Consider the following 20,399-nt stretch of genomic DNA (forward strand, 5'->3'; position numbering starts at 1 on the left):
TCTGCGCGCCCGGCAGTTCAATGCGTGTGCTGGATATCCGGCACCGCTGCCATCAACGCGCGGGTATAGGGGTGCTGGGGCGCATCCAGCACCGCCTGCGCATCGCCGGCCTCCACCAGCCGGCCGCGCTGCATCACGCCGATGTCGTCGCACATATGGCGTATCACCGCCAGGTTGTGGCTGATCAACAGATAGGTCAGGCCGAACTCGTCCTGCAGATCGCGCATCAGATTCAACACCTGGGCCTGCACGGAAACGTCGAGCGCCGACGTGGGCTCGTCGCAGATGATGAATTCGGGCTGGCTGGCCAAGGCCCGCGCAATCGCGATGCGTTGGCGCTGGCCGCCCGAGAACTGGTGCGGGTATTTGCGTGCATCGTCGGGCGTCATGCGCACGCGGCGCAGCGCAGCGGCCACGCGCTCGGCCGTCTCGCTGCGGCTGGCGCTCAAGCCCAGCACTTCCAGCGGCTCGGCAATCAACCGGGCCACGGTCCAGCGCGGATTGAGGCTGGCATAGGGGTCCTGGAAGATCATCTGAAAGCGCCGCCTCAGGGCCTGGGTGTCGGCGGCAGCGCTCCAGCGGTCCACGCCGTCGAACAAGACCTGGCCGCGGGTCGGCAGCGTCAGGCCCGCGACCATGCGCGCGACCGTGGACTTGCCCGAGCCGGACTCGCCGACCAGACCGAACGTGCTGCCCTGGCGAATGCTGAAACTCACCTGATCCACGGCCTGCAGCGTCTTGCGCGGCTGGCGTGCCACCACGCGCTCCAGCCAGCCCAGCGACAGGTCGAACTCCTTGCCCAGATCGCGCACCTCCAGCAGGTTCTTCAGACCGGAGGCCGCGGGCCGAGGCTGTGGCCGGGCCGGCACCGCCGTGGCCGGCTTGCCGATCTCGGGTACGGGCAGGCGCACCAGGCGCTCGTGCACCGAAGGAATCGCCGCCATCAGCACGCGCGTATAGAGCTGCCGGGGCCGGTCCAGCACTTCGCGCACCGGGCCGGTTTCCAGCACCCGCCCCTGGTACATGACCATCACCCGGTCGGCCGTCTCGGCGATCACGCCCATGTCGTGGGTGATCAGCATGGCCGCCGCGTGGCGCTCGCGGCACACGCGGCGCAGCAGCGCGATGATCTGCGCCTGCACCGAGACATCGAGCGCCGTGGTCGGCTCATCGGCGATGATCAACTGCGGCTGCGCGCACAGCGCCAGCGCAATCGCCACGCGCTGGCGCATGCCGCCGGAAAACTGGTGCGGGTACTGGCCCATGCGCACCCGCGGCTCGGGAATCTCCACCTCTTCGAGCAGGGCCAGCGCGCGTGCGCGGGCCTGGGTCTCGGTCAGCGGCAGGTGGGTGCGAATGGTTTCGATCAGGTGCCGCCCCACGGTATAGACCGGGTTCAGGCTGGTCAGTGGGTCCTGGAAGATGGAGCCTATGCGTTTGCCGCGGATGCGGCGCATGGCTTCGCCGCGCAGCCCGTCAATGCGCTCGCCGTCGAGCTCGACCGTGCCGCTGGAGATGCGCCCCGGCGGCTCGATCAGGCCGATCACGGCCGCGCCCGTCATGGACTTGCCCGCGCCCGATTCACCGACCACGCCCAGGATTTCACCGGCGGCGATGTCGAAGGATACGTCGTCGAGCACCTGCACCGGCCCACGATAGGTGTCGAAGGTGACGCCCAACTGGCGCACGCGCAGCACGGGGATGGGAGGGGAGTCGCTCATTGCAGCTTGGGGTTCAAGGCGTCGCGCAGCCAGTCGCCGACCAGGTTGACGGACAGTGCCAGGGCCAGCAGCACCAGCGAAGGGAACAGCAGGATCCACCATTCACCCGAGAACAGAAAGCTCTGACCGATGCGGATCAGCGTGCCCAGCGAAGGTTGGGTCGGCGGCAGGCCCACGCCCAGATAGGACAGCGTGGATTCGGCGACGATGGCGTGGGCAAAGCTGATGGTGGCGATCACCAGGATGGAGGCCAGCAGATTGGGCAGGATGTGCCGGGTGAGGATGGCAGTGCGGCTGCGGCCTATGAGCTGCGCTGCCAGTACATAGTCTTTCTGCTTTTCGACCATCACCGCGCCGCGCACCGTGCGCGCGTACTGCACCCAGTCGGACAGGCCGATGGCCACGATGATCACCAGCACGGCGATCTGGTCGCGATAGCCTTCGGGCAACATGCCGCGCACGATGCCCAGGATCAGCATCGCCACCAGGATCACCGGAAACGTCAGCTGCACATCGGCGATGCGCATCAGCAAGGTATCGAACCAGCCGCCCGCATAGCCCGCGATCAGGCCCAGCGGCACGCCTATGCACAGCGACAGCAGCACGGCCGACACGCCGACCAGCACCGACATGCGCAGGCCGTACAGAATGGCCGAGGCCACATCGCGGCCCTGGTCGTCCGCGCCCAGTGCGTAGAACGCGCCATTGACGCCATGCGACCAGGGCGGCGCGAACGCATCGATCAACTCGAGGCTGCCCGAATCAAACGGGTTCTGCCAGGCCAGCCAGGGCGCGAACAGCGTCGCGAGCACGATCAGCACCAGCGCCGCGGCCGCGATCTGCACCGTGCGCGAACGGGCAAACGCACGCAGCACGGCCGAGTCGCTCTGGCGCCAGCGGCGCCGGCCCGCCGCAGCGGGTTTGTCAGTCACATCGCGCATGTCATCCCTTTGTGCGGAGGCCATCGTCACTTGCGGCGCAAGCGCGGATCGACCACCAGATAAAGCACATCCACCAGCAGGTTGATCAGCACATACAGCAGCGCAATGAACATCAGATAGGCCGCGATCAAGGGCACGTCCACGCCCTGGATGGATGAGATGAACAGCAGGCCCACGCCCGGCCACTGGAACACGGTTTCGGTCACGATGGCAAAGGCGATCAGCGAACCAATCTGCAGGCCGGCGATGGTGATCACCGGAATCAGGGTGTTGCGCAGCGCATGGCCGAAGTACAGGTCTTTTTCCCGCAGGCCGCGCGCGCGGCCGAAGCGGATGTAGTCGGAGCGCAGCACTTCGAGCATCTCGGCGCGCACCAGCCGCATGATCAGCGTCATGTTGTAAAAGCCCAGGGTGATGGCCGGCAGGATCAGCGCGCTCCAGCCCGAGGCCGTGAGCAGGCCGGTCTCCCAGCCGCCCACCTTGACCGTCTCGCCCCGGCCGAACGACGGCAGCCAGCGCAGTTCGACCGCGAACAGGTAGATCAGCCCTATGCCGATCAGAAACGTGGGCAGGGACACACCGACCAGCGACACCGTCATGACCGTGCGGCTGAGCCAGCCCTCGCTGCGCAGCGCCGTGTACACCCCCAGCACGAGGCCGATCACCAGCGCGCCGATGGCGGCCGTCATCGCCAGCTCCAGCGTCGCCGGCAGGCGCTCGACGATGACGTCGAGCACCGGCCGCTTGAGGCGGTAGGAAACGCCCAGATCACCGTGCAGCACCTTGCCCAGGTAGTGCAGGTATTGCAGGGGCACGGGCTTGTCGAAGCCCAGCTCGGTGGTCAATGCCGCGCGCTCCTGCAGCGTGGCATCCTCACCCAGCAGGCTGATCGTCGGGTCGCCGATATGGCGAAACACCATGAAGGCGATGAAGGAAACCGCCAGCAACACCAGGGCCGACTGGCCCAGGCGTCGCAACAGATAAACCAGCATGGTTTACTTCGCGCTGAACTTCACGTCCTTGAACTGCACCGCGTTGTCCGGGTGCACAGGCACGTCGATCCGCTTGATCGAGGCGAAATGGATCACCTGGTCATGCAGCGGAATGTAGAAGCGCTCTTTTTGCACCACGTCCCAGATGCGCTGTATGGTCTGGTCGCGCTTGGCCTTGTCGGACTCGGAAGCCAGCGCGGCGATGTTCGTATCCACCTCGGGGCTGCTGAAACCCGTGGCATTGGTCGGGCCACGGCCGTCCTTGCCGCGCGTATAGACCAGGAAGTCGAAAATATAGGCCGAGTCGTAGGTAGGCACACCCCAGCCGAACAGGTAGAAGTCGGCGTCGGCGTTGTTGATGGCCACGCTGTGCTGGGCAATCGGGCGCGCGACGACATTGGTCTTGATACCGACGCGGCCCAGGAAGCCGGCCACGGCCGTGCTGATGGCCTCGTCGTTGACATAGCGGTCATTGGTCGAATGCAGCGTGAGATCGAAGCCGTTGGCATAACCGGCGTCGGCCAGCAACTGCTTGGCCTTGGCCACATCGACCTTGGGATAGGCCGCCATGGCCTTGGTGTAGCCGTTGACGAACGAGGGCGCGATGATGCCCGAAGGAATCGACAGTCCGCGCATCACCGAGCGCTTGATCGCATCGCGGTCTATGGCCAGGTGGATGGCTTCACGCACGCGCGGGTCGGCCAGCGGGTTCTTGCCCTTGAGACTGGAGTATTTGAGCTCCTTGCCCCCCACGTTCAGCCCCAGGAAGATGGAGCGGTTTTCCGGCCCTTCGTTGATGCGCAGCCGCGCGTCCTGCTTGAGTCGGGCCACGTCCTGGGCCGGAATGTCCTGGGCAAAATCGACTTCGCCCGACAGCAGCGCCGCCACGCGCGTGGCCGGCGACTTGATGGGCAGGTAGACCAGCTCGGTCACCTGCAGCGGCACCTGGCCCTTGCCCCAGTACTGGGGGTTGAGCTTCATCACGGTCTTCGCATCCTGCTCGCGGCTGACCAGCTGGTAGGGGCCGGTGCCATTGGCGTTGCGGGTGGAGAAGTTCTCGGTGGTGCTGGTGGTGTCCTGCGTGGTTTCAGCCCCCTTGGCCTTGGCCCAGGCCTCGTTCATGATGAACATGTTGGTCAGGTTGTCGGGGAAGATCAGGTTCGGCCCTTTGGTCTTGACGTGCACCGTGAGCTCGTCCACGGCCGTGGCCGATTCCATGGAAGCGAGCAGCGACTTGACCTGTGCGGTCGGCCCCTTGGCACGGTTGAGCGAGAACACCACGTCCTTGGCCGTCAACGGCGCGCCGTCATGGAATTTGACGTTGGGGCGCAGCTTGAACTCCCAGACCGTGGGGTCGGCCGTGAGCTTCCAGGAAGTGGCCAGCGTAGGCACCAGCTTGCCCTTGGCATCGCGGATCACCAAGGGCTCGTACATCTGGTGCAGCAGCACGAAATTGGTGCCGACGTTGAACGCATGGGGATCGAGCGTGGTCGGGTCGGAAGCGCGCGCCCAGCGCACCGTCTCGGCCTGCACCCCGCCAGCGGTCAGCAGGCCGGCAGCCAGCAGGGACGAAAACAGCAGTTTCAGCAGCATCAGAGTCTCCTCATCGAAAGGGTGAGAAAAGCTACGCTGCCGACGACTTTCCAGCCGACTGCTGCGTTCGCATACGCCAGAGATACAAGAACTGGGCCTGCCATGCCGTTGCCGGGCCACGCGCGCGGCCACCGGCGCAAGGCGCCGACCGGAAACCTCCTCCCACCCCTTGATCTCTGTGTGAGACCCATCTTGGCGGGGCCGTGGACGGCGAACAATGGGGAAAACATCAGCCCCCCTTGTCAGCAGCGGGCGCCTTCTGATGCGCGCAAAAATCGCATCCATGCACCGCGCCTCACCCTGCCCCGCCAATTGCCGCACAATCTGGGCTCGCACGCCTGGCGGCGGACCTGCGCAGCAGTCCATGCGCCGGCACGGCCCCCCGCCCTCTGCGGCACGGCCACTCTCTTTTGCTCCACCCCATTGATCTGCCGCATGCAAGCCACCCGCATCATCGCCATCCGCCACGGAGAAACCGCCTGGAATGCAACGGCCCGCCTGCAAGGCCACCGCGACATTCCGCTCAACGAGCTGGGCCTGTGGCAGGCCGCGCAGGCCGCACAGGCCCTGGCCGACGAACCCGTGGCGCATATCTACAGCAGCGACCTGCAGCGGGCCTACCAGACCGCCCAGGCCGTGGCCCAGGTCACGGGCGCGCCGCTGACCGCCGAGTCCGGTCTGCGCGAGCGCTGCTTCGGGGTCTACGAAGGCCGCACGTTCCAGGAACTGGAAGTCGAGCAACCCGAAGTCGCACTGCGCTGGCGCCAGCGCGATCCCGAGTTCACGCCCGAAGGCGGAGAGTCGCTGATCATGCTGCGCGACCGGGTGTCGAGCACGGTGGACCGCCTGGCCGCGCTCCATCCCGGCGAATTGATCGTGCTCACCGCCCACGGCGGCGTGCTCGACGTGCTGTATCGCCTCGCGACCCGCCAGGAAGTGCAGGCACCGCGCACCTGGGAGCTGGGCAACGCGGCCATCAATCGCCTGCTGTGGACGCCCCAGGGCCTGGGCCTGGTGGGCTGGGCCGACAGCCGGCATCTTGAAAATACCGCGCGCGACGAAATATTCAGTTGAGACGGCCAACGCCGTCTTGCACCCCGTATCGACCTTTTGAAGGACCTCACCGCCCCATGCGACTGCTTCTTGCCCTGCTTCTGCCGTTTTCCGTGTTCTTCACCATCGGCCGCCCGTTTTCCGGCCTGTTCTGCCTGCTGCTGCAGATCACGCTGATCGGCTGGATCCCCGCCGCCATCTGGGCGGTGTACGCCCTGGGCCAGTACAAGACGGACCGCAAGATCGAGAACATGCTGAAACAACGCCGCTGAACCAGCCCTGCGACCTGGCGAGGGAACCGCCCTATGCCCCGACCCGCTTGTCCGCCCCCAGCGCGCTTGCCAGCAGTTTGACGCCGATCAGGCCCAGGACCGTGCCCGCCAGCTTGTCGACATAGAAGGCGAATCGGGCAAAGACGCTTTTCACTTTTTCCTGGGAAAGAATGTAAATAATGAAGGCGTTCCAGAGGAAGACCAGCAGCGTCATCCACAGACCCAGGCCCAGCTTCAAGCCGATGCCGATATCGCTGGTCAGCACCACGGAAAACAGGCTCAGATAGAAAAGAATGTTCTTGGGGTTGGAAATTCCGGAAATGAATCCCGTGAAGAACTCCTTGAGGAAGGTGCTCTGTGCCGCCACAGCCGCCTCCTCCCGCCCCTGCGCAATGAAGGCATAGTCGGACTTCCTGCTGCGCAGCGCCTGCCAGGCGACGTAGATCAGGAAGGCGCCGCCGATGAGCTTGAACACCGTCATGGCCACCAGGGAGGCGGAAAGAATGGCGCCCACCCCCAGGATGCACAGGCCGATGTGGATGCCGTTGGCCGAGGCAATGCCCAGGGCCACGCCCACGGCGATGGATTTGCGGTTGCGCACCGCACTCTTGACAACCAGCAGAAAATCCGGGCCCGGACTGACCAAGGCAATGAAATGCGCGACGACAACCGTCGTGAAAATGGCAATGAGGCCGACACCCATGAGATTCCCCGGTTTTATGCTGTGCTGAAACTGCAGCGAGCCCGCTGAACGCGGGCCCGATCTGGCGATGCTACAGCGCTTTGCAGCCGGGCAGCGCGGCTCAGGCTTCCGGCGTCCAGCCGCCCGGCGCGCGCACCATGCGTGGCGAATCGAAGGCGCCGACCACGGGAATCGCCTCGCCGGCCGCATTGCGCAGCTTGTCGCGCCACTGCGATCCCTGGCGCATGGCCACGGCAATGGCCGCCACCTGGGCGCCGCAGCGCTTGAGCAAGCGCAGACCCGAGACCATGGTCGTGCCCGAGCTCACGGCGTCGTCGACCACCAGCACGCGCTTGCCGGCCAGCAAGGGCAGCTGGTTCGGATCGACGTACAGCAGCTTGCCCTTGCCTGGCGTGGTGATCGAGCTCACGGGCTCGGACAGTTCGTCCTGGTACCAGTATTTGCGCGAGTAGCCCAGCGGCACATAGCGCGCGTGGCCCAGGCCCTGGGCCACGGCCGGCGCGAAAGCCAGGCCCAGCGTGGGCAGGCCGACCACGGCGTCGATCTCGAAGCCGCGCGCCTCCTCGACCATGGCGTCGGCCAGGGCCTGCACCACCGCCATCGATGCCTGGTTGGCGATCAGCGAGGCCACGCAGCGCTCGGGCTGGCTGGGCATGCCGCGCAGCGGCAGCACCAGATAGCGGCCGTCGCGCAGCCTTGCGGGATAGCTGTGGCGATAGGGCGGCGTGGTCGGCTGCGTCAATTCATCCGCGCCGACGATGCGCTGCCAGTAATCGGTGGTGGCCTCGAAGCCGGGCAGCGCGACGGCCGCATCCAGTGCGTGGGTGCTCATAAAAACCTGTTCATCCAACAAAAAGCCGGAGCGACGCCCGGCGCGTGCGCTCAGCCGCGGCGCAGATAGGCTTCGGCCAGATGCACCCAGTAGCTGGCCGTGACCGGCAGCAGGGCATCGTTGAAATCATAGCCAGCGTTGTGCACCATGCAGCCACCTTCGCCCATGCCATTGCCGACGATGAAGTAATTGCCGGGCACCTCTTCGAGCATCAGCGCGAAGTCGTCGCTGGCCTGCAGCGGCTGCAGGTCGGGAATCATCCAGGCCTGGCCCACATGCTCGCGCGCCACGGCCACGGCGAAGTCAGTCGCCGCCACATCGTTCATCACCGGCGGGTAGCGCCAGAGGTAGTTCACTTCGGCCGTCGCGCGGTGCACGGCCGCCTGGGCATGGGCCATGGCGGTGATGCGCTCGCGCAGCATCTGCCGCACTTCGGGGCTGCGCGCGCGCACCGTGACGCGCAGCTCGCAGGTTTCGGGAATCACATTCGGCGCATCGCCGGCGTGGATCGCGCCCACCGTGACCACGGCCATGTCGTTGGGGTCGATTTCGCGCGAGCGAATGGTCTGCAGCGCCAGCACCAGGTGCGAGGCGACGACGATGGGGTCGACCGCGGCATGCGGCATGGCGCCGTGGCCGCCCACGCCGCGCACGGTGATGACGGCCGTGTCGGAGCTGGAATACATCACGCCCGAACGGAAGCCGAAATGCCCCGCCGGGTAGCCCGGCTCGTTGTGGAAGGCATAGAGCGCGTCGCAGGGGAACAGCTTGAACAGCCCGTCCTCGACCATCTTCTTGGCGCCGCCGTGGCCTTCCTCGGCGGGCTGGAAGACCAGGTGCAGCGTGCCGTCGAACTGGCCGCGCTGGGCCAGCACCTTGGCCGCGGCCAGCAGGGTCGCGGTGTGGCCGTCATGGCCGCAGGCGTGCATCTTGCCCGCGTGGCGGCTGGCGTAGGGCAGGCCCGTGGTCTCATGGATGGGCAGAGCGTCCATGTCGGCGCGCAGGCCCAGGCGCTTGCCGCCGGCGTGGTTGCCGCGGCGCAGCGTGCCCACCACGCCGGTGATGCCCAGGCCGCGGTGCACTTCATAGCCCCATTCGGCCAGCTTTTCGGCGACCAGATCACCGGTCATGACCTCCTGGTAGGCCAGCTCGGGATGGGCATGGAGATGGTGGCGCAGCGCCAGCATCTCGTCGCAGATGGCCTGGACTTCGGGCAGGACCGGCGCCATGGCGTCAGTGGAGGAGATCGATGTCATCGCGGTGCTTATTCCTGCTGGATGTTGGCGCTCTTGACGACCTGGGCATAGGCCGCCTTTTCCTTTTGCAGGAAAGCGTTGAAGCTCGCGGGCGTGCCCTTGCCGGGCGTCGCGCCGCCGGCGATCAGGCGCTGCTGCACTTCGGGCATGCGCAGCACCACATCCAGCTCCTTGGCCAGCCGGGCGGCAATCGCCTCGGGCGTGCCCGCGGGCAGGAACAGGCCGGTCCAGGTGTTGATGTCGAAGCCCTTGAGCGCCGGCGTTTCGCTGAAGGCCGGCACGTCGGCGATGGCATCGATGCGGCCGGCCGAAGTCACGCCCAGCGCCGCCAGTTTCTTCTGCTGGATCAGCGGCGTGGCGCTGGTCGTCACCAGATAGCCCATGTCGACCTGACCGCCCATCACGTCGCTGGTGATCTGCGCGCCACCACGGTAGGGCACATGCACCATCTTGACCTTGGCACGCTCCTGCACCATTTCCATGGCCAGGTGCAGCACCGTGCCCACGCCCGAGGTGGCGTAGGTCAGCTGACCGGGCTGGCTGCGGGCCAGCGCAATCATTTCGGTCATGGTCTTGGCCGGAAAGCCGGGGCGCGCCATCAGCACCACGGGCGCGGTGGTCACCAGGCCCACGGGCATCAGATCGCGCTCGGCGTCGTACTTCACGGCCGCGTTGACCAGTTGGGCCACGCTGACCGGGCCGTCAAAGCCCATCAACACGGTGTAGCCGTCGGCCTTGGCCGATACCGCCTTGCTCACGCCCAGCACGCCGCCGGCGCCAGGCACGTTGTCCACCACCACCGACTGGTGCAGGCGCTCGCCCAGCTTCTGACCGATCAGGCGTGCGGTCGAGTCGACGTTGCCACCGGCACTGACGGGCACCACCAGCGTGATGGGCTTGAGGGCCGGCCAGGCTGCCGGAGCTGCCTGGGCCGCGGTCATGAGAAAAGCACCCGCGGCCGTCAGGCTGGCGGCGCACAGAAGCGAACGTCGGAACATAGTAGAAGGAGCAAAAAGCCGCAGCAGCCGCGCCGACCATCGGCGTCGCCCCGCTGACGGTGGGCTGGCACAGGAAAAAGTGTAAAAATTGTGCCACAGTGCTCAAATCCTTCGCTTACCTTCAATCAAAGCGCAATCCTGCAAAACCCTGATCGCTCAGCGCTCCAGCAGCGAACCGTCGGCGGCCAGGGTCTCGCCCTTGCGCGCCGTGATCAGGCCATAGCACTCGGGGTGGCGGTGCAGGTCGAAGTTGAAGGTCGTGCGCTTGTAGACGGCGCAGAAATCCAGGTCACAGCGCCCGAGCACCACTTCATCGTCCTTGGTCACGCAGCGCGCGACCACCTCGCCCGACGGCGCGACCAGCAGGCTGCCGGCAATGCTTTCCACGCCCTCTTCCAGTCCCCCCTTGGCCACGCTCGCCACCCAGCAGCCGTTCTGATAGGCCCCGGCCTGCACGGCGAGCTGGTTGTGGAACAGCGACAAGTCGTCATGCTGGGGCGCGGGCGCGTTGTGCACGGGCGTGTTGTAGCCGATGAAGACCATCTCGGCGCCCTGCAGCGCCATCACGCGGTAGCTCTCGGCCCAGCGCCTGTCGTTGCACAGCGCCATGCCTATGGTGCCGCCGAATGCCTGGTGCACGTCGAACGATTGGCCGGGCGTGAAGTAGCGCTTTTCCAGGTGCTGGAATTTGCGCCAGGGCTCGTGCTCGAAATGGCCGGGCACGTGGATCTTGCGGTACTTGCCGACTATGGCGCCACGGCGGTCGACGAGCACGGCGCTGTTGTAGCGCATGCGCTTGCCGCCCTCCTCGGCCAGTTCGGCATAACCGAGGTAAAAGCCCACGCCGAGTTCGCGCGACAGCTCGAACAAGGGCAGCGTTTCACGGCTGGGCATGGACGGCTCGAAATAGCTGTCGATGACGGCTTCATCCTCGATGTACCAGCGCGGGAAGAACGTGGTCAGCGCGAGTTCGGGATAGACGATCACGTGCGCGCCCAGGCTGTGCGCCTCGCGCATCATGGCGCACAGGCGCGCGACCACGGCAGCTCGGGAGTCGGCGCTCTGGATGGGGCCCAACTGGCCCAGGGCGACATTGACGATTCGGGACATGCTGGAATTCCTTGAATAAAAACGGTAAGGGGATCAGCGGTCGGCTCGCTCTAGAAGGACCTGCAGCAGCACATTCGCGCCCTGCACCAGTTGCTCGGGCGCGGTGAATTCGCGCACGTTGTGGCTCAGGCCGTCGCGGCTGGGCACGAACACCATGGCCGTGGGGCAGACGCGCGCGAACATCTGCGCGTCATGGCCCGCACCGCTGGGCATGCGCAGCGTCGCCAGGCCCTGGGAGTGGGCGGCGCGCTCCACGCTGTCGACCAGCGCGGCATCGAAGGCCACGGGGGCGAAATCGGCCAGCGAGCGGTGGCTCAGCAGCACGCCGTGCTCGGCGGCGATGCGACGCGCGCAAGCCAGCAGCTCGGCCTGGGCCTGCTGCAGCACGGCGCCGTCGGTATTGCGCAGATCGACCGTCATCAGCGCGCTCTGGGCGATGACATTGACCAGATTGGGCTGCAGCGTGAGCGCGCCCACAGTGGCAAGCTGGCGCCCGCCGTAACGCTGGCTCAGCTCGTGGGCAAAGGCCGCGACGCGCGCCGCGGCCATGCCCGCGTCCTGGCGCAAGGCCATGGGCGTCGTGCCCGCATGGTTGCTGCGGCCGGTGAAAGTCAGCTCGGTCCAGCAAATGCCTTGCACGCCTTCGACCACGCCGATGGCCAGGCCTTCGCGGTCCAGCACCGGGCCTTGCTCGATGTGCAGCTCGACAAAGCTGTCGACGCAGGGGCGGCCCACGGGCGCGCTGCCGGCATAGCCTATGCGCAGCAGTTCCTCGCCCAGCAGCGCGCCGTTGTCGACGGCACGAACGGCCAGGGCTTCTTCCAGCGGCATGCCGCCGACATGCACCAGGCTGCCCAGCATGTCGGGCTGAAAGCGCGCGCCTTCCTCGTTGGTGAAGAACGCCACCTGAATGGGCCGGCGCGTGCGCCGGCCCGCGGCGCGCAGCGTGGCCACGACTTCCAGGCCGGCCAGCACGCCGTAGTTGCCGTCGTAGAGGCCGCCGGTGCGCACGGTGTCGATGTGGCTGCCGGTGGCGACCGGCGGCAGGTCCTCTTCACCCGCATGGGTGGCGAAGACATTGCCGATCGCGTCGATCTCGACGGCCATGTCCAGCGCGCGCATGCGCGCCACGGTCCAGTCGCGCGCCGCGCGGTCGGCGTCGCTCAGCGCCAGGCGGTTGGTGCCGCCACCGGGCAGCGCGCCATGCCGACCCAGTTCTTCCAGGCTGGCGAGCAGGCGCGCGCCGTCGATGCGCAGATCGGCGCTCATGCAGCCTCCGCGCGCGCAGCCACGGCGGCGGCGCTTTCGCCCACCAGCTGTGCGTACAGCGCCGCGTCGGTCGCGGCTTCGCTGCCGAAAAACAGGATGCGGCTGTCCGCGCCCAGGCCCAGTTGCGCGCGCGCCTGCGGGCTTTGCAGCGCGGCAATCGCGGCCGCCACACCGGCCACGGCCGACTCACCCGCCACGATGGCGCGGTCGCCGCCCAGCGGATGGGCCAGCAGCCGCATGCAGTCCACGGCCGACGCGTCGGCGATCGCGCAGAACGCATCCGCGCCTTTTTCCAGGATTTCCCAGGCCAGATGGGAGACTTCGCCACAGGCCAGGCCGGCCATCAGCGTGTCGAGTTCGCCTTCGACGGCGCGCAGCTCGCCGGCGCGCGCGCTCTCCAGCAGACAGGCCGCGCGCTCGGGCTCGACCACCACGAACCGCGGGCGGGCGCCGCCGTCACGCTCCCAGAAATAGCCGCAGACGGCCGCCGCCAGCCCGCCCACGCCGGCTTGCACGAAGATGTGCGTGGGCCGTTCGCCCATCTGCTGCGCCGCCTCGTGCACCATCAGCTGGTAGCCCTGCATCACGTCGCGCGGCACGTCCATGTAGCCGGGGTAGGAGGTATCGGAAATCACGAACCGGCCCAGGGCCTTGGCATCGGCATCGGCGCGCCGCACGGCATCGTCGTAATTGCCCGGCGTGCGCACCACCTGCGCGCCGTAAGCCGCGATGGCGTCGGCACGCCCCTGGCTCACGGTGGCGTGGACGTAGATCACGCAGGCGCAGCCGAACAGCTGCGCGCCCCAGGCCACCGAGCGGCCGTGGTTGCCGTCGGTGGCGCAGGTGACGGTGATGCCCTGGCACAGCGCGCGCACTTCGGGGCGCCGCAGGTCCTGGGTGTCCAGCGTCCGCCCCAGGCGCGCGCCGAGTTCGCGGCACAGCAGCCGCGCGACGGCGTAGGCCCCGCCCAGGGCCTTGAAGCTGCCCAGGCCGAAGCGGCTGCCTTCGTCCTTGTAATGCAGGGACTGCACGCCCAGAGCCCGGGCCAGCGCGGACAGGGAATGCAGCGGCGTAGTCGCATAGCCGTCCCAGGCCGTGAGTTCGCGCTCGGCCTGGGCCAGCGCAGCGGCGGACAGCACTGCGCTGCGGCGCGCGCCATAGGCCTCGTCGCGGCTGCGACCGGGGTTGGCCGGGTTGAGAACGAGTTCCAGCGCCAGGGAGGGCACGGCGGACAGGGAAGATGACATGGAGATACCTCTACAAAAAATCAGGACAGGGCTTGCAGGTCGCCCAGGGCGGCATGCAGTTGCTCGATGCGCGCCAACCGCGCCTGCGCATTGCGCTGGCGCGCAGCCAGCGCGGTGGCCAGAAAATTCACCAGGCTGATGGCACAGACATAGGCGTCGAACAGCGGTGGCGGTGCGCCGTCGCGGGCGCAGCGCAGCACCACTTCGGCCTGGGCCGCGGCCGCCAGCCATTCGCCGGGCGCCGCATCGCTGAGTACCACCAGCGGAATGCCGGCCGTGCGCGCCGCCGCCAGCACGCGCGCCAGCTGGGCGCTGCGACGGCGAAAATCCACGACCACCAGCAAGTCCTTGGCACCCAGGCCGGCCAGCGCTTCGGCTTCGCGCCCGCCGCCCGTGGCCAGCAGTTCCACGCCGGGGCGGACCTGGTCGAACAGCAGGCTGGCGTACAGCGCCGTCACCTGGCTGTGGCGGTAGCCGAGCACGCCGATGCGGCGCGCGCGCGCCAGCTGCTCCAGCGCCGCCTGCACGGCCTCGTCGGGCAGGTCCGCGGACCAGTCCAGCAGCCGCTGGGCATCGCGCCGCGCATGGGCCTGCAGGCCGGCATCGGCCTGGCCCCGCGCAGGCGTGCGCACCAGCCGCTCCAGCGGGGAATGGGCCGTGGGCCGGGCGCGCACCTGCAGCCGGAATTCATCAAACCCCGCATAGCCCAGGCGCCGGAAGAACCGCGCGGCGCTGGACTTGGACGTGCCGGCCAGCGTCGCCAGCTCGGTGGCGGAATAGCCGCGCAAATCCTGCTGGCGCGCCAGCACCACATCGGCCAGCTTGCGCTCGGCCGCCGACAGATCCGCATAGACCTGCTGTATGCGCGCTTCCAGCGGCATGGCTGACTGCTGCTCCATGGTTGTGCTCCATTGGTGTGCATCGCGCCCCAAGCTGGGGCGGTCGTGCACGGTATTGAAATTTTTTTCCCGCATTCGAACGCCAAAGAAACCACTGTTTCAAATGGCACAACCATGCCAAGCAAAAGCAATGCCTGAAACCGTCGTTTCCCCGCGCCTTGTCTTGCGTTCACTGAGGACAAGGCCTTGCCGCCGCCGCCGCGCGCGCGTCTTCCGGCGCTGTTCTGGCACCCTTGTTCCAAGCTGGCACGCATCCTGCTCAGACCTTGGTGCATCCACATTTTTTTGAAAAAGGTCCTGCGCCATGAAGTCCAAAGTCTGTACCGCTGTTTCGGGTCTGCTCGCGGCTGCCGCTCTGTCGTTTGCTGCGGGAGCGCACGCCGACGATTCGCTCAAGGCCGTGATGGCCAAGAAGAGCATTGCGCTGGGCATTCCCACCGACTACCCGCCCTATGGCTACATGGGCCCGGACTTCAAGCCCACGGGCGTCGACGTGGCCGTGGCCCAGTTGATTGCCGACAAGCTGGGCGTCAAGGCCGAGTTCGTGCCCGTGAGCACGCCCAACCGCATTCCCTATCTGCAGGCCAGGAAGATCGACCTGATCGTCTCGGCCCTGGGCAAGAACGAGGAACGCGCCAAGGTGATCGACTTCACCGTCTCGTATGCGCCGTTCTTCCAGGCCGTGTTCGGCCCCAAGGACGTGGCCATCAAGTCGTTTGACGACCTGGGCGGCAAGACGCTGGCCGTGACGCGCGGCACCATCCAGGACGACGCGCTGCAAGGCCTGGCGCCCAAGACGCTGAAGATCCAGCGCTTCGAAGACGACAACTCGACCATGGCCGCGTTCATGTCGCAGCAGACCCAGTTCGTCGCCATCGGCGCGGCCGTCGCCGCCGCGGCGCTGCAGAAGAACCCCAAGGTCCAGGCCGAATACAAGCTGCTGATCAAGGATTCGCCCAACTACATCGGCGTGCGCAAGGGCGAGACCGCGCTGCTGACGCAAGTCAACGCCATCCTGCGCACCGCCAAGACCGATGGAACCATCGAAGGCTATTCGCAGAAGTGGCTGGGTCGGGGGATGGGGAATCTGCCGGATTGAGCTTGAGCACCCCCTGAGCCGCTGACGCGTCTCCCCCCTCTCATCCTTCGGAGGAGGGGGGCGGCAGCCTCGCTGCGGGGGGGCCGCCTAGGTGCGGCCCTTGCTTGCTGCCTCCCTGCTGGGGCGCGCCAGTTGCATAGCGCGCGCGTGTCGCCCGACTTTTCTTCCTGTTTCCACGGATGCGCCCATGACAATGGATTTCGCCACGGTACTGGCCCAATGGCCGATGTTCCTCAAGGGCCTGGCGCTCACGGCACTGCTCACGGCCATTGCGACGCCGCTGGGCGTGGCGCTGGGCGTGGCCTGCGCCTGGATGCGACTGAACGCCGGCCCGGTGCCGCGCTTTGTCGTCAGCGCCTATGTCGAAGTGTTCCGCAACACGCCGTTCATCATCCAGCTGTTCTTTCTGTTCTTCGGCCTGCCCTCGCTGGGCCTGCGGCTGTCGCCCGAGATCGCGAGCATCCTGGCGATGACGCTCAACCTCGGCGCCTATGCCTGCGAGCAGGTGCGCGCCGGCATTCAGGCCACGCCGCGCGGCCAGATCGAAGCCGCGCAAAGCCTGGCGCTGGACCGCTGGCAGATCTTCACGCGCGTGGTGCTGCCGCCTTCGCTGGGCCGCGTCTGGCCCGCGCTCACGGGCCAGATCATCCTGGTGATGCTGGGCTCGGCCGTGTGCAGCCAGATTTCCACCGAAGAGATTTCCTATGCGGCCAACCTGATCTCCAGCCGCACCTTCCGCAGCTTCGAGGCCTACATCGTGGTCACGCTGATCTATCTGGGCCTGGCCGTGCTGCTGCGCCAGTGGCTGAACTGGTTCGGCCCGCGTTTCGTTTTTGGCCGCCGCCGCTGAGAGGAAGCACCATGGTTGAATTCACTTTCTGGGATATCGCCCGCCATCTGCTGCTGGCCCTGCGCTGGACCGTGGGCCTGTCGTTGATCGCCTTTGTCTGCGGCAGCCTGCTGGCGCTCGCGCTGCTGGTGCTGCGCCTGAGCAAGCTGCCCGGCGCGGTGCGCGCCGTCGCCTGCTATGTGCAGATCTTCCAGGGCACGCCGCTGCTGATGCAGCTGTTCCTGATCTATTTCGGCCTGGCGATGCTGGGCGTCGACACTTCGCCGCTGCTGGCCGCGAGCCTATGCCTGACGCTTTATGCGAGCGCCTATCTCTGCGACATCTGGCGCGGCTGCGTCGAGTCCGTGCCCAAGGGCCAGTGGGAAGCTTCGGCCAGCCTGGCGCTGAGCTTCGGCGAACAGCTGCGCCACGTGATCCTGCCCCAGGCCATGCGCCTGGGCGTCGCGCCCACGGCAGGCTTCATGGTGCAAATCATCAAGGGCACGGCGCTGACCAGCGTGATCGGCTTTGTCGAAGTCACCAAGGCCGGCCAGCTGATCGCCAACGCCACCTTCGAGCCTTTCCTGATCTACGGCTGCGTGGCGCTGATGTATTTCGCGCTGTGCTTTCCGCTGTCGCTGTGGAGCCAGCGCCTCGAGCGCCGCCTGCGCACCGCTTCCTGATTGCTGGCTTTTTTCCGGACTTCCGCCATGACCTCTACCGCCACCGCCCCCTCCTCCTCCCTCGCCGCCCAGGTGCCCCTGGTGGACATCCGCGGCCTGCGCAAACGCTACGGCAGCAACGAAGTGCTCAAGGGCGTGGACCTCACGATCGCGCGCAGCGAAGTGGTGTCCATCATCGGCAAGAGCGGCTCGGGCAAGAGCACGCTGCTGCGCTGCATCAACGGCCTAGAAGCCTTCCAGGAAGGCACGCTCACGGTGCACGGCCAGCCGCTGCAGGCCGACAACGCCGGCGCCATGCGCGAGCTGCGCAAGAACGTGGGCATGATCTTCCAGAGCTTCAACCTGTTTCCCCATCTCACCGTGGGGCGCAACGTGATGCTCGCGCCGACGCTGGTCACCAGCCAGCCCAAGGACCTCGCGCGCCAGAACGCCGAGCGCCTGCTGGCGCGCGTGGGCCTGGCCGAGAAATTCGACGCCATGCCCGACCAGCTCTCGGGCGGGCAGCAGCAGCGCGTGGCGATCGCGCGCGCCCTGGCCATGGACCCGGAAATCCTGCTGTGCGACGAAGTCACTTCGGCGCTGGACCCCGAACTGGTGGGCGAAGTGCTGCAGGTGGTGGAAAGCCTGGCCGACCAGGGCATGACGCTGGTCATGGTCACGCACGAAATGAACTTCGCGCGCAAGGTCAGCGACCGCGTGGTGTTCATGCACCAGGGCAAGGTGCACGAAGTCGGCACGCCCGAAGCACTGTTCGGTTCGCCGCAGACGCCCGAGCTGCAGCAGTTCCTGGGCAAGGGGCATTGAGGCGCTGGGCGCACGCTTGAATTGAATGGCGGCCGGCCCATCCGCCCAAGGGTTCCCCTGCATCGCCAGCGCCGCCACCGCGCGACACAATGGCCTGCATGCACCTTTCCCGCTATGCACTGGCCTGGGCCGGACCGGCCCTGGGCATTTTCTGCGCCATGCTGTTTGCCTGGCGCGTGCTCGCCGGCGACGTGCAGCAGCCGCCCCTGCCCCACTTCGCCATCGCCTGGACCACGTTGCTGGCCTGCCTGCTCGCGGGCGTGGCCGCGCTGCGCTCACGCACCAGCCCGGCCCTGGCCTGCATGCTGCAGGCCGGCGCCCTGGCCACGGCCGGCAGCGCGCTGGGCCTGAACCCGTGGTATTTCATTTTCAAACCCCTGGCCATGCTGTGCGCCCTGGTCGCCGTGGCGCTGGCCATGCGCCGGGACGGCCCCGCGCGCAGCGGCAGCGGCCTGCTGCTGGCCGCGCTCGCGGCTTCGTTGGCCGGCGATGTGTTTCTGATGTTCGAGGGGCTGTTCATTCCCGGCCTGCTGGCCTTCTTGCTGGCCCACCTGTGCTACATCGCCCTGTTCAAGCGCGGCCAGCACTGGTTCGCCCACCACGGCGCGCTGGCCCTGACACTGCTGCTGGGCGTCGCCATGTACACCTTCCTGTGGCAAGGCGGCCTGCCCGTGGCTTTGCGCCTGCCGGTGGCCGTCTATGTGCTGGTGATTGCGCTGATGGCCGCCCAGGCCTGGGGCCGCTGGCATGAGGCCGGCCGCGCCGACCGGCCCGCGGCCCTGCTGGTGGCGCTGGGCGCCTGCAGCTTCATGCTCAGCGACTCGCTGCTGGCCACCAGCCGCTTCGTCCAGCCCCTGCCCTGGGCCCAGCTCTGGGTGCTGGCCAGCTATTACCTGGCCCAGGCGCTGATCGTCACCGGCCTGCTGTGCAGAGCGACACCGAGCCCTCAGGCCCCGGGCAAGGCCGGCGCTTCCACGCCCAGGTGCAGGTAGGCAGCCTTGGTGGCGATGCGCCCGCGCGGCGTGCGCTGCAGATAGCCCTGCTGGATCAGATAGGGCTCGATCACGTCCTCGATCGTGCCCGCCTCCTCGCCAATGCTGGCCGCGATGTTGTCCAGCCCCACGGGGCCGCCGTCAAAGCGGTGGATCACGGCTTCGAGCAATTTGCGGTCCATCACGTCAAAGCCTTGCGGGTCCACGTCCAGCATGGCCAGCGCGCGGTTGGCGATGTCCTCGGTGATGCGGCCGTCGCCCTTGACGTCGGCATAGTCACGCACCCGGCGCAGCAGGCGGTTGGCGATGCGCGGCGTGCCGCGTGAGCGGCGCGCGATCTCGAATCCGCCTTCGGCATCCAGCGGCACGCCCAGCAGGCCGGCGCTGCGCACCACGATGCGGCCCAGCTCTTCGGCGGAGTAGAACTCCAGCCGCGCGACGATGCCGAAGCGGTCGCGCAGCGGGTTGGTGAGCATGCCGGCGCGCGTGGTCGCACCGACCAGGGTGAAGGGCTGCAGATCGAGCTTGATCGAGCGCGCGGCCGGGCCTTCGCCGATCATGATGTCGATCTGGTAGTCCTCGAGCGCGGGGTAGAGGATTTCCTCGACCACGGGCGAGAGCCGGTGGATCTCGTCGATGAACAGCACGTCGTTGGCTTCGAGGCTGGTGAGCAGCGCCGCCAGGTCCTTGGGCTTTTCCAGCACCGGGCCGCTGGTCTGGCGCAGGTTCACGCCCAGCTCGGCGGCGATGATGTGCGACAGCGTGGTCTTGCCCAGGCCCGGAGGGCCGAACAGCAGCACATGGTCCAGCGCTTCGCCGCGCTTTCGGGCCGCGCCAATGAAGATCTCCAGCTGCTCGCGCGCCTTGACCTGGCCCACGTATTCCTGCATCAGCTTGGGCCGCAGGGCCCGCTCCATCGCTTCCTCGTGGTGCGACAGGGGCGCGGCGGAAATGGCCCGCTTGGATGGCGCGGGCGCGAAGTCGTCGGTTTGGATGGTCATGGGGGTTCAGAGTGGCGAAGGCCACCCAGCAAATCGCAGATTTGCGGTTGAGGCTAGGCGCGTTGCCGCAGACGGTGCGAATGGCACGGCAAGGCAACGCAACGA

General features: G+C 67.2%; 20 protein-coding genes. 7 read left to right on the top strand and 13 right to left on the bottom strand.

Annotation, left to right across the window (positions count from 1 at the left end):
- Positions 1–17: 17 nt before the first annotated feature.
- The 4 genes from N0K08_RS07250 to N0K08_RS07265 are packed head-to-tail and all read right to left on the bottom strand — an operon-like array spanning position 18 to position 5,247.
- Positions 18–1,721 (bottom strand): ABC transporter ATP-binding protein, encoded by a 1,704-nt coding sequence (locus N0K08_RS07250; RefSeq protein WP_261499442.1) that lies wholly within the window; start codon positions 1,719–1,721, stop codon positions 18–20.
- Positions 1,718–2,662 (bottom strand): ABC transporter permease, encoded by a 945-nt coding sequence (locus N0K08_RS07255; protein WP_261499443.1) that lies wholly within the window; start codon positions 2,660–2,662, stop codon positions 1,718–1,720. The genes N0K08_RS07250 and N0K08_RS07255 overlap by 4 nt, the downstream gene beginning before the upstream one ends.
- 26 nt (positions 2,663–2,688) lie before the next feature.
- Positions 2,689–3,654: an ABC transporter permease gene (locus N0K08_RS07260; protein WP_261499444.1), complete on the bottom strand. Its 966-nt coding sequence runs from the start codon at positions 3,652–3,654 to the stop codon at positions 2,689–2,691.
- Between the two features lie 3 nt (positions 3,655–3,657).
- A complete protein-coding gene (locus N0K08_RS07265; protein ID WP_261499446.1) occupies positions 3,658–5,247 on the bottom strand; it encodes an ABC transporter substrate-binding protein in 1,590 nt (529 codons plus the stop codon).
- A 435-nt stretch (positions 5,248–5,682) separates the two neighbouring features.
- Between N0K08_RS07265 and N0K08_RS07270 the strand changes: the two genes are divergently transcribed.
- Together N0K08_RS07270 and N0K08_RS07275 are read left to right on the top strand one after the other, a co-directional pair.
- Entirely contained in the window at positions 5,683–6,321 is a 639-nt protein-coding gene (locus tag N0K08_RS07270) for a histidine phosphatase family protein (RefSeq protein WP_261499447.1), read from the top strand.
- A 56-nt stretch (positions 6,322–6,377) separates the two neighbouring features.
- Positions 6,378–6,572: a YqaE/Pmp3 family membrane protein gene (locus tag N0K08_RS07275; protein WP_261499448.1), complete on the top strand. Its 195-nt coding sequence runs from the start codon at positions 6,378–6,380 to the stop codon at positions 6,570–6,572.
- A gap of 31 nt (positions 6,573–6,603) precedes the next feature.
- On the opposite strand, the gene N0K08_RS07280 is transcribed toward N0K08_RS07275, so the two are convergent.
- The 8 genes from N0K08_RS07280 to N0K08_RS07315 all read right to left on the bottom strand — a co-directional run bounded on the left by N0K08_RS07280 (position 6,604) and on the right by N0K08_RS07315 (position 14,886).
- Positions 6,604–7,275 carry a LysE family translocator gene (locus tag N0K08_RS07280; RefSeq protein WP_261499449.1) on the bottom strand — a complete coding sequence of 224 codons (672 nt, stop codon included), beginning with the start codon at positions 7,273–7,275 and terminating at the stop codon, positions 6,604–6,606.
- 100 nt (positions 7,276–7,375) lie between these two features.
- Positions 7,376–8,107, bottom strand: a complete 732-nt coding sequence (locus N0K08_RS07285; protein ID WP_261499450.1) for a phosphoribosyltransferase — start codon at positions 8,105–8,107, stop codon at positions 7,376–7,378.
- Between the two features lie 50 nt (positions 8,108–8,157).
- On the bottom strand, positions 8,158–9,363 hold the full coding sequence (locus N0K08_RS07290; protein ID WP_261499452.1) for a M20 aminoacylase family protein: 1,206 nt from the start codon (positions 9,361–9,363) through the stop codon (positions 8,158–8,160).
- An 8-nt stretch (positions 9,364–9,371) separates the two neighbouring features.
- Positions 9,372–10,361, bottom strand: a complete 990-nt coding sequence (locus N0K08_RS07295) for a Bug family tripartite tricarboxylate transporter substrate binding protein (protein ID WP_261499454.1) — start codon at positions 10,359–10,361, stop codon at positions 9,372–9,374.
- 156 nt (positions 10,362–10,517) lie between these two features.
- On the bottom strand, positions 10,518–11,471 hold the full coding sequence (locus tag N0K08_RS07300) for an N-carbamoyl-D-amino-acid hydrolase (RefSeq protein ID WP_261499455.1): 954 nt from the start codon (positions 11,469–11,471) through the stop codon (positions 10,518–10,520).
- Between the two features lie 33 nt (positions 11,472–11,504).
- A complete protein-coding gene (locus N0K08_RS07305; protein ID WP_261499456.1) occupies positions 11,505–12,740 on the bottom strand; it encodes a Zn-dependent hydrolase in 1,236 nt (411 codons plus the stop codon).
- The gene (locus N0K08_RS07310) at positions 12,737–13,987 is read right to left on the bottom strand and encodes a diaminopropionate ammonia-lyase (protein WP_261499457.1); all 1,251 of its coding nucleotides are present in this window, start codon (positions 13,985–13,987) and stop codon (positions 12,737–12,739) included. Before N0K08_RS07310 ends, N0K08_RS07305 begins: the two co-directional genes overlap by 4 nt.
- A gap of 20 nt (positions 13,988–14,007) precedes the next feature.
- Positions 14,008–14,886, bottom strand: a complete 879-nt coding sequence (locus N0K08_RS07315; protein WP_261499458.1) for a MurR/RpiR family transcriptional regulator — start codon at positions 14,884–14,886, stop codon at positions 14,008–14,010.
- 304 nt (positions 14,887–15,190) lie between these two features.
- On the opposite strand from N0K08_RS07315, the gene N0K08_RS07320 reads away from it, so the two are divergent.
- The 5 genes from N0K08_RS07320 (at position 15,191) to N0K08_RS07340 (ending at position 19,293) form a co-directional block, all read left to right on the top strand.
- A complete protein-coding gene (locus N0K08_RS07320; RefSeq protein WP_261499459.1) occupies positions 15,191–15,985 on the top strand; it encodes a transporter substrate-binding domain-containing protein in 795 nt (264 codons plus the stop codon).
- A 187-nt stretch (positions 15,986–16,172) separates the two neighbouring features.
- Positions 16,173–16,835 (top strand): amino acid ABC transporter permease, encoded by a 663-nt coding sequence (locus N0K08_RS07325; protein WP_261499460.1) that lies wholly within the window; start codon positions 16,173–16,175, stop codon positions 16,833–16,835.
- Between the two features lie 11 nt (positions 16,836–16,846).
- On the top strand, positions 16,847–17,497 hold the full coding sequence (locus tag N0K08_RS07330; protein ID WP_261499461.1) for an amino acid ABC transporter permease: 651 nt from the start codon (positions 16,847–16,849) through the stop codon (positions 17,495–17,497).
- Between the two features lie 27 nt (positions 17,498–17,524).
- Entirely contained in the window at positions 17,525–18,301 is a 777-nt protein-coding gene (locus N0K08_RS07335; protein ID WP_315967989.1) for an amino acid ABC transporter ATP-binding protein, read from the top strand.
- Positions 18,302–18,399: 98 nt separating this feature from the next.
- Positions 18,400–19,293, top strand: coding sequence for a lysoplasmalogenase (locus N0K08_RS07340; protein WP_315967990.1), 894 nt, complete (start codon positions 18,400–18,402; stop codon positions 19,291–19,293).
- Here the strand turns inward: N0K08_RS07340 and ruvB are convergent.
- Positions 19,248–20,294: a Holliday junction branch migration DNA helicase RuvB gene (gene ruvB / locus N0K08_RS07345; RefSeq protein ID WP_261499462.1), complete on the bottom strand. Its 1,047-nt coding sequence runs from the start codon at positions 20,292–20,294 to the stop codon at positions 19,248–19,250. The genes N0K08_RS07340 and ruvB overlap by 46 nt on opposite strands.
- Positions 20,295–20,399: the final 105 nt, after the last annotated feature.

The sequence above is a fragment of the Acidovorax bellezanensis genome (assembly GCF_025421555.1).
GTDB classification, from domain to species: domain Bacteria; phylum Pseudomonadota; class Gammaproteobacteria; order Burkholderiales; family Burkholderiaceae_C; genus Comamonas; species Comamonas bellezanensis.

What these genes read in the sequence shown, in the direction of transcription:
- N0K08_RS07250 (WP_261499442.1), bottom strand. Translation starts at nt 1,721, where the DNA reads ATGAGCGACTCCCCTCCCATCCCCGTGCTGCGCGTGCGCCAGTTGGGC.
- N0K08_RS07255 (WP_261499443.1), bottom strand. Translation starts at nt 2,662, where the DNA reads ATGCGCGATGTGACTGACAAACCCGCTGCGGCGGGCCGGCGCCGCTGG.
- N0K08_RS07260 (WP_261499444.1), bottom strand. Translation starts at nt 3,654, where the DNA reads ATGCTGGTTTATCTGTTGCGACGCCTGGGCCAGTCGGCCCTGGTGTTG.
- N0K08_RS07265 (WP_261499446.1), bottom strand. Translation starts at nt 5,247, where the DNA reads ATGCTGCTGAAACTGCTGTTTTCGTCCCTGCTGGCTGCCGGCCTGCTG.
- N0K08_RS07270 (WP_261499447.1), top strand. Translation starts at nt 5,683, where the DNA reads ATGCAAGCCACCCGCATCATCGCCATCCGCCACGGAGAAACCGCCTGG.
- N0K08_RS07275 (WP_261499448.1), top strand. Translation starts at nt 6,378, where the DNA reads ATGCGACTGCTTCTTGCCCTGCTTCTGCCGTTTTCCGTGTTCTTCACC.
- N0K08_RS07280 (WP_261499449.1), bottom strand. Translation starts at nt 7,275, where the DNA reads ATGGGTGTCGGCCTCATTGCCATTTTCACGACGGTTGTCGTCGCGCAT.
- N0K08_RS07285 (WP_261499450.1), bottom strand. Translation starts at nt 8,107, where the DNA reads ATGAGCACCCACGCACTGGATGCGGCCGTCGCGCTGCCCGGCTTCGAG.
- N0K08_RS07290 (WP_261499452.1), bottom strand. Translation starts at nt 9,363, where the DNA reads ATGACATCGATCTCCTCCACTGACGCCATGGCGCCGGTCCTGCCCGAA.
- N0K08_RS07295 (WP_261499454.1), bottom strand. Translation starts at nt 10,361, where the DNA reads ATGTTCCGACGTTCGCTTCTGTGCGCCGCCAGCCTGACGGCCGCGGGT.
- N0K08_RS07300 (WP_261499455.1), bottom strand. Translation starts at nt 11,471, where the DNA reads ATGTCCCGAATCGTCAATGTCGCCCTGGGCCAGTTGGGCCCCATCCAG.
- N0K08_RS07305 (WP_261499456.1), bottom strand. Translation starts at nt 12,740, where the DNA reads ATGAGCGCCGATCTGCGCATCGACGGCGCGCGCCTGCTCGCCAGCCTG.
- N0K08_RS07310 (WP_261499457.1), bottom strand. Translation starts at nt 13,987, where the DNA reads ATGTCATCTTCCCTGTCCGCCGTGCCCTCCCTGGCGCTGGAACTCGTT.
- N0K08_RS07315 (WP_261499458.1), bottom strand. Translation starts at nt 14,886, where the DNA reads ATGGAGCAGCAGTCAGCCATGCCGCTGGAAGCGCGCATACAGCAGGTC.
- N0K08_RS07320 (WP_261499459.1), top strand. Translation starts at nt 15,191, where the DNA reads ATGAAGTCCAAAGTCTGTACCGCTGTTTCGGGTCTGCTCGCGGCTGCC.
- N0K08_RS07325 (WP_261499460.1), top strand. Translation starts at nt 16,173, where the DNA reads ATGACAATGGATTTCGCCACGGTACTGGCCCAATGGCCGATGTTCCTC.
- N0K08_RS07330 (WP_261499461.1), top strand. Translation starts at nt 16,847, where the DNA reads ATGGTTGAATTCACTTTCTGGGATATCGCCCGCCATCTGCTGCTGGCC.
- N0K08_RS07335 (WP_315967989.1), top strand. Translation starts at nt 17,525, where the DNA reads ATGACCTCTACCGCCACCGCCCCCTCCTCCTCCCTCGCCGCCCAGGTG.
- N0K08_RS07340 (WP_315967990.1), top strand. Translation starts at nt 18,400, where the DNA reads ATGCACCTTTCCCGCTATGCACTGGCCTGGGCCGGACCGGCCCTGGGC.
- ruvB (WP_261499462.1), bottom strand. Translation starts at nt 20,294, where the DNA reads ATGACCATCCAAACCGACGACTTCGCGCCCGCGCCATCCAAGCGGGCC.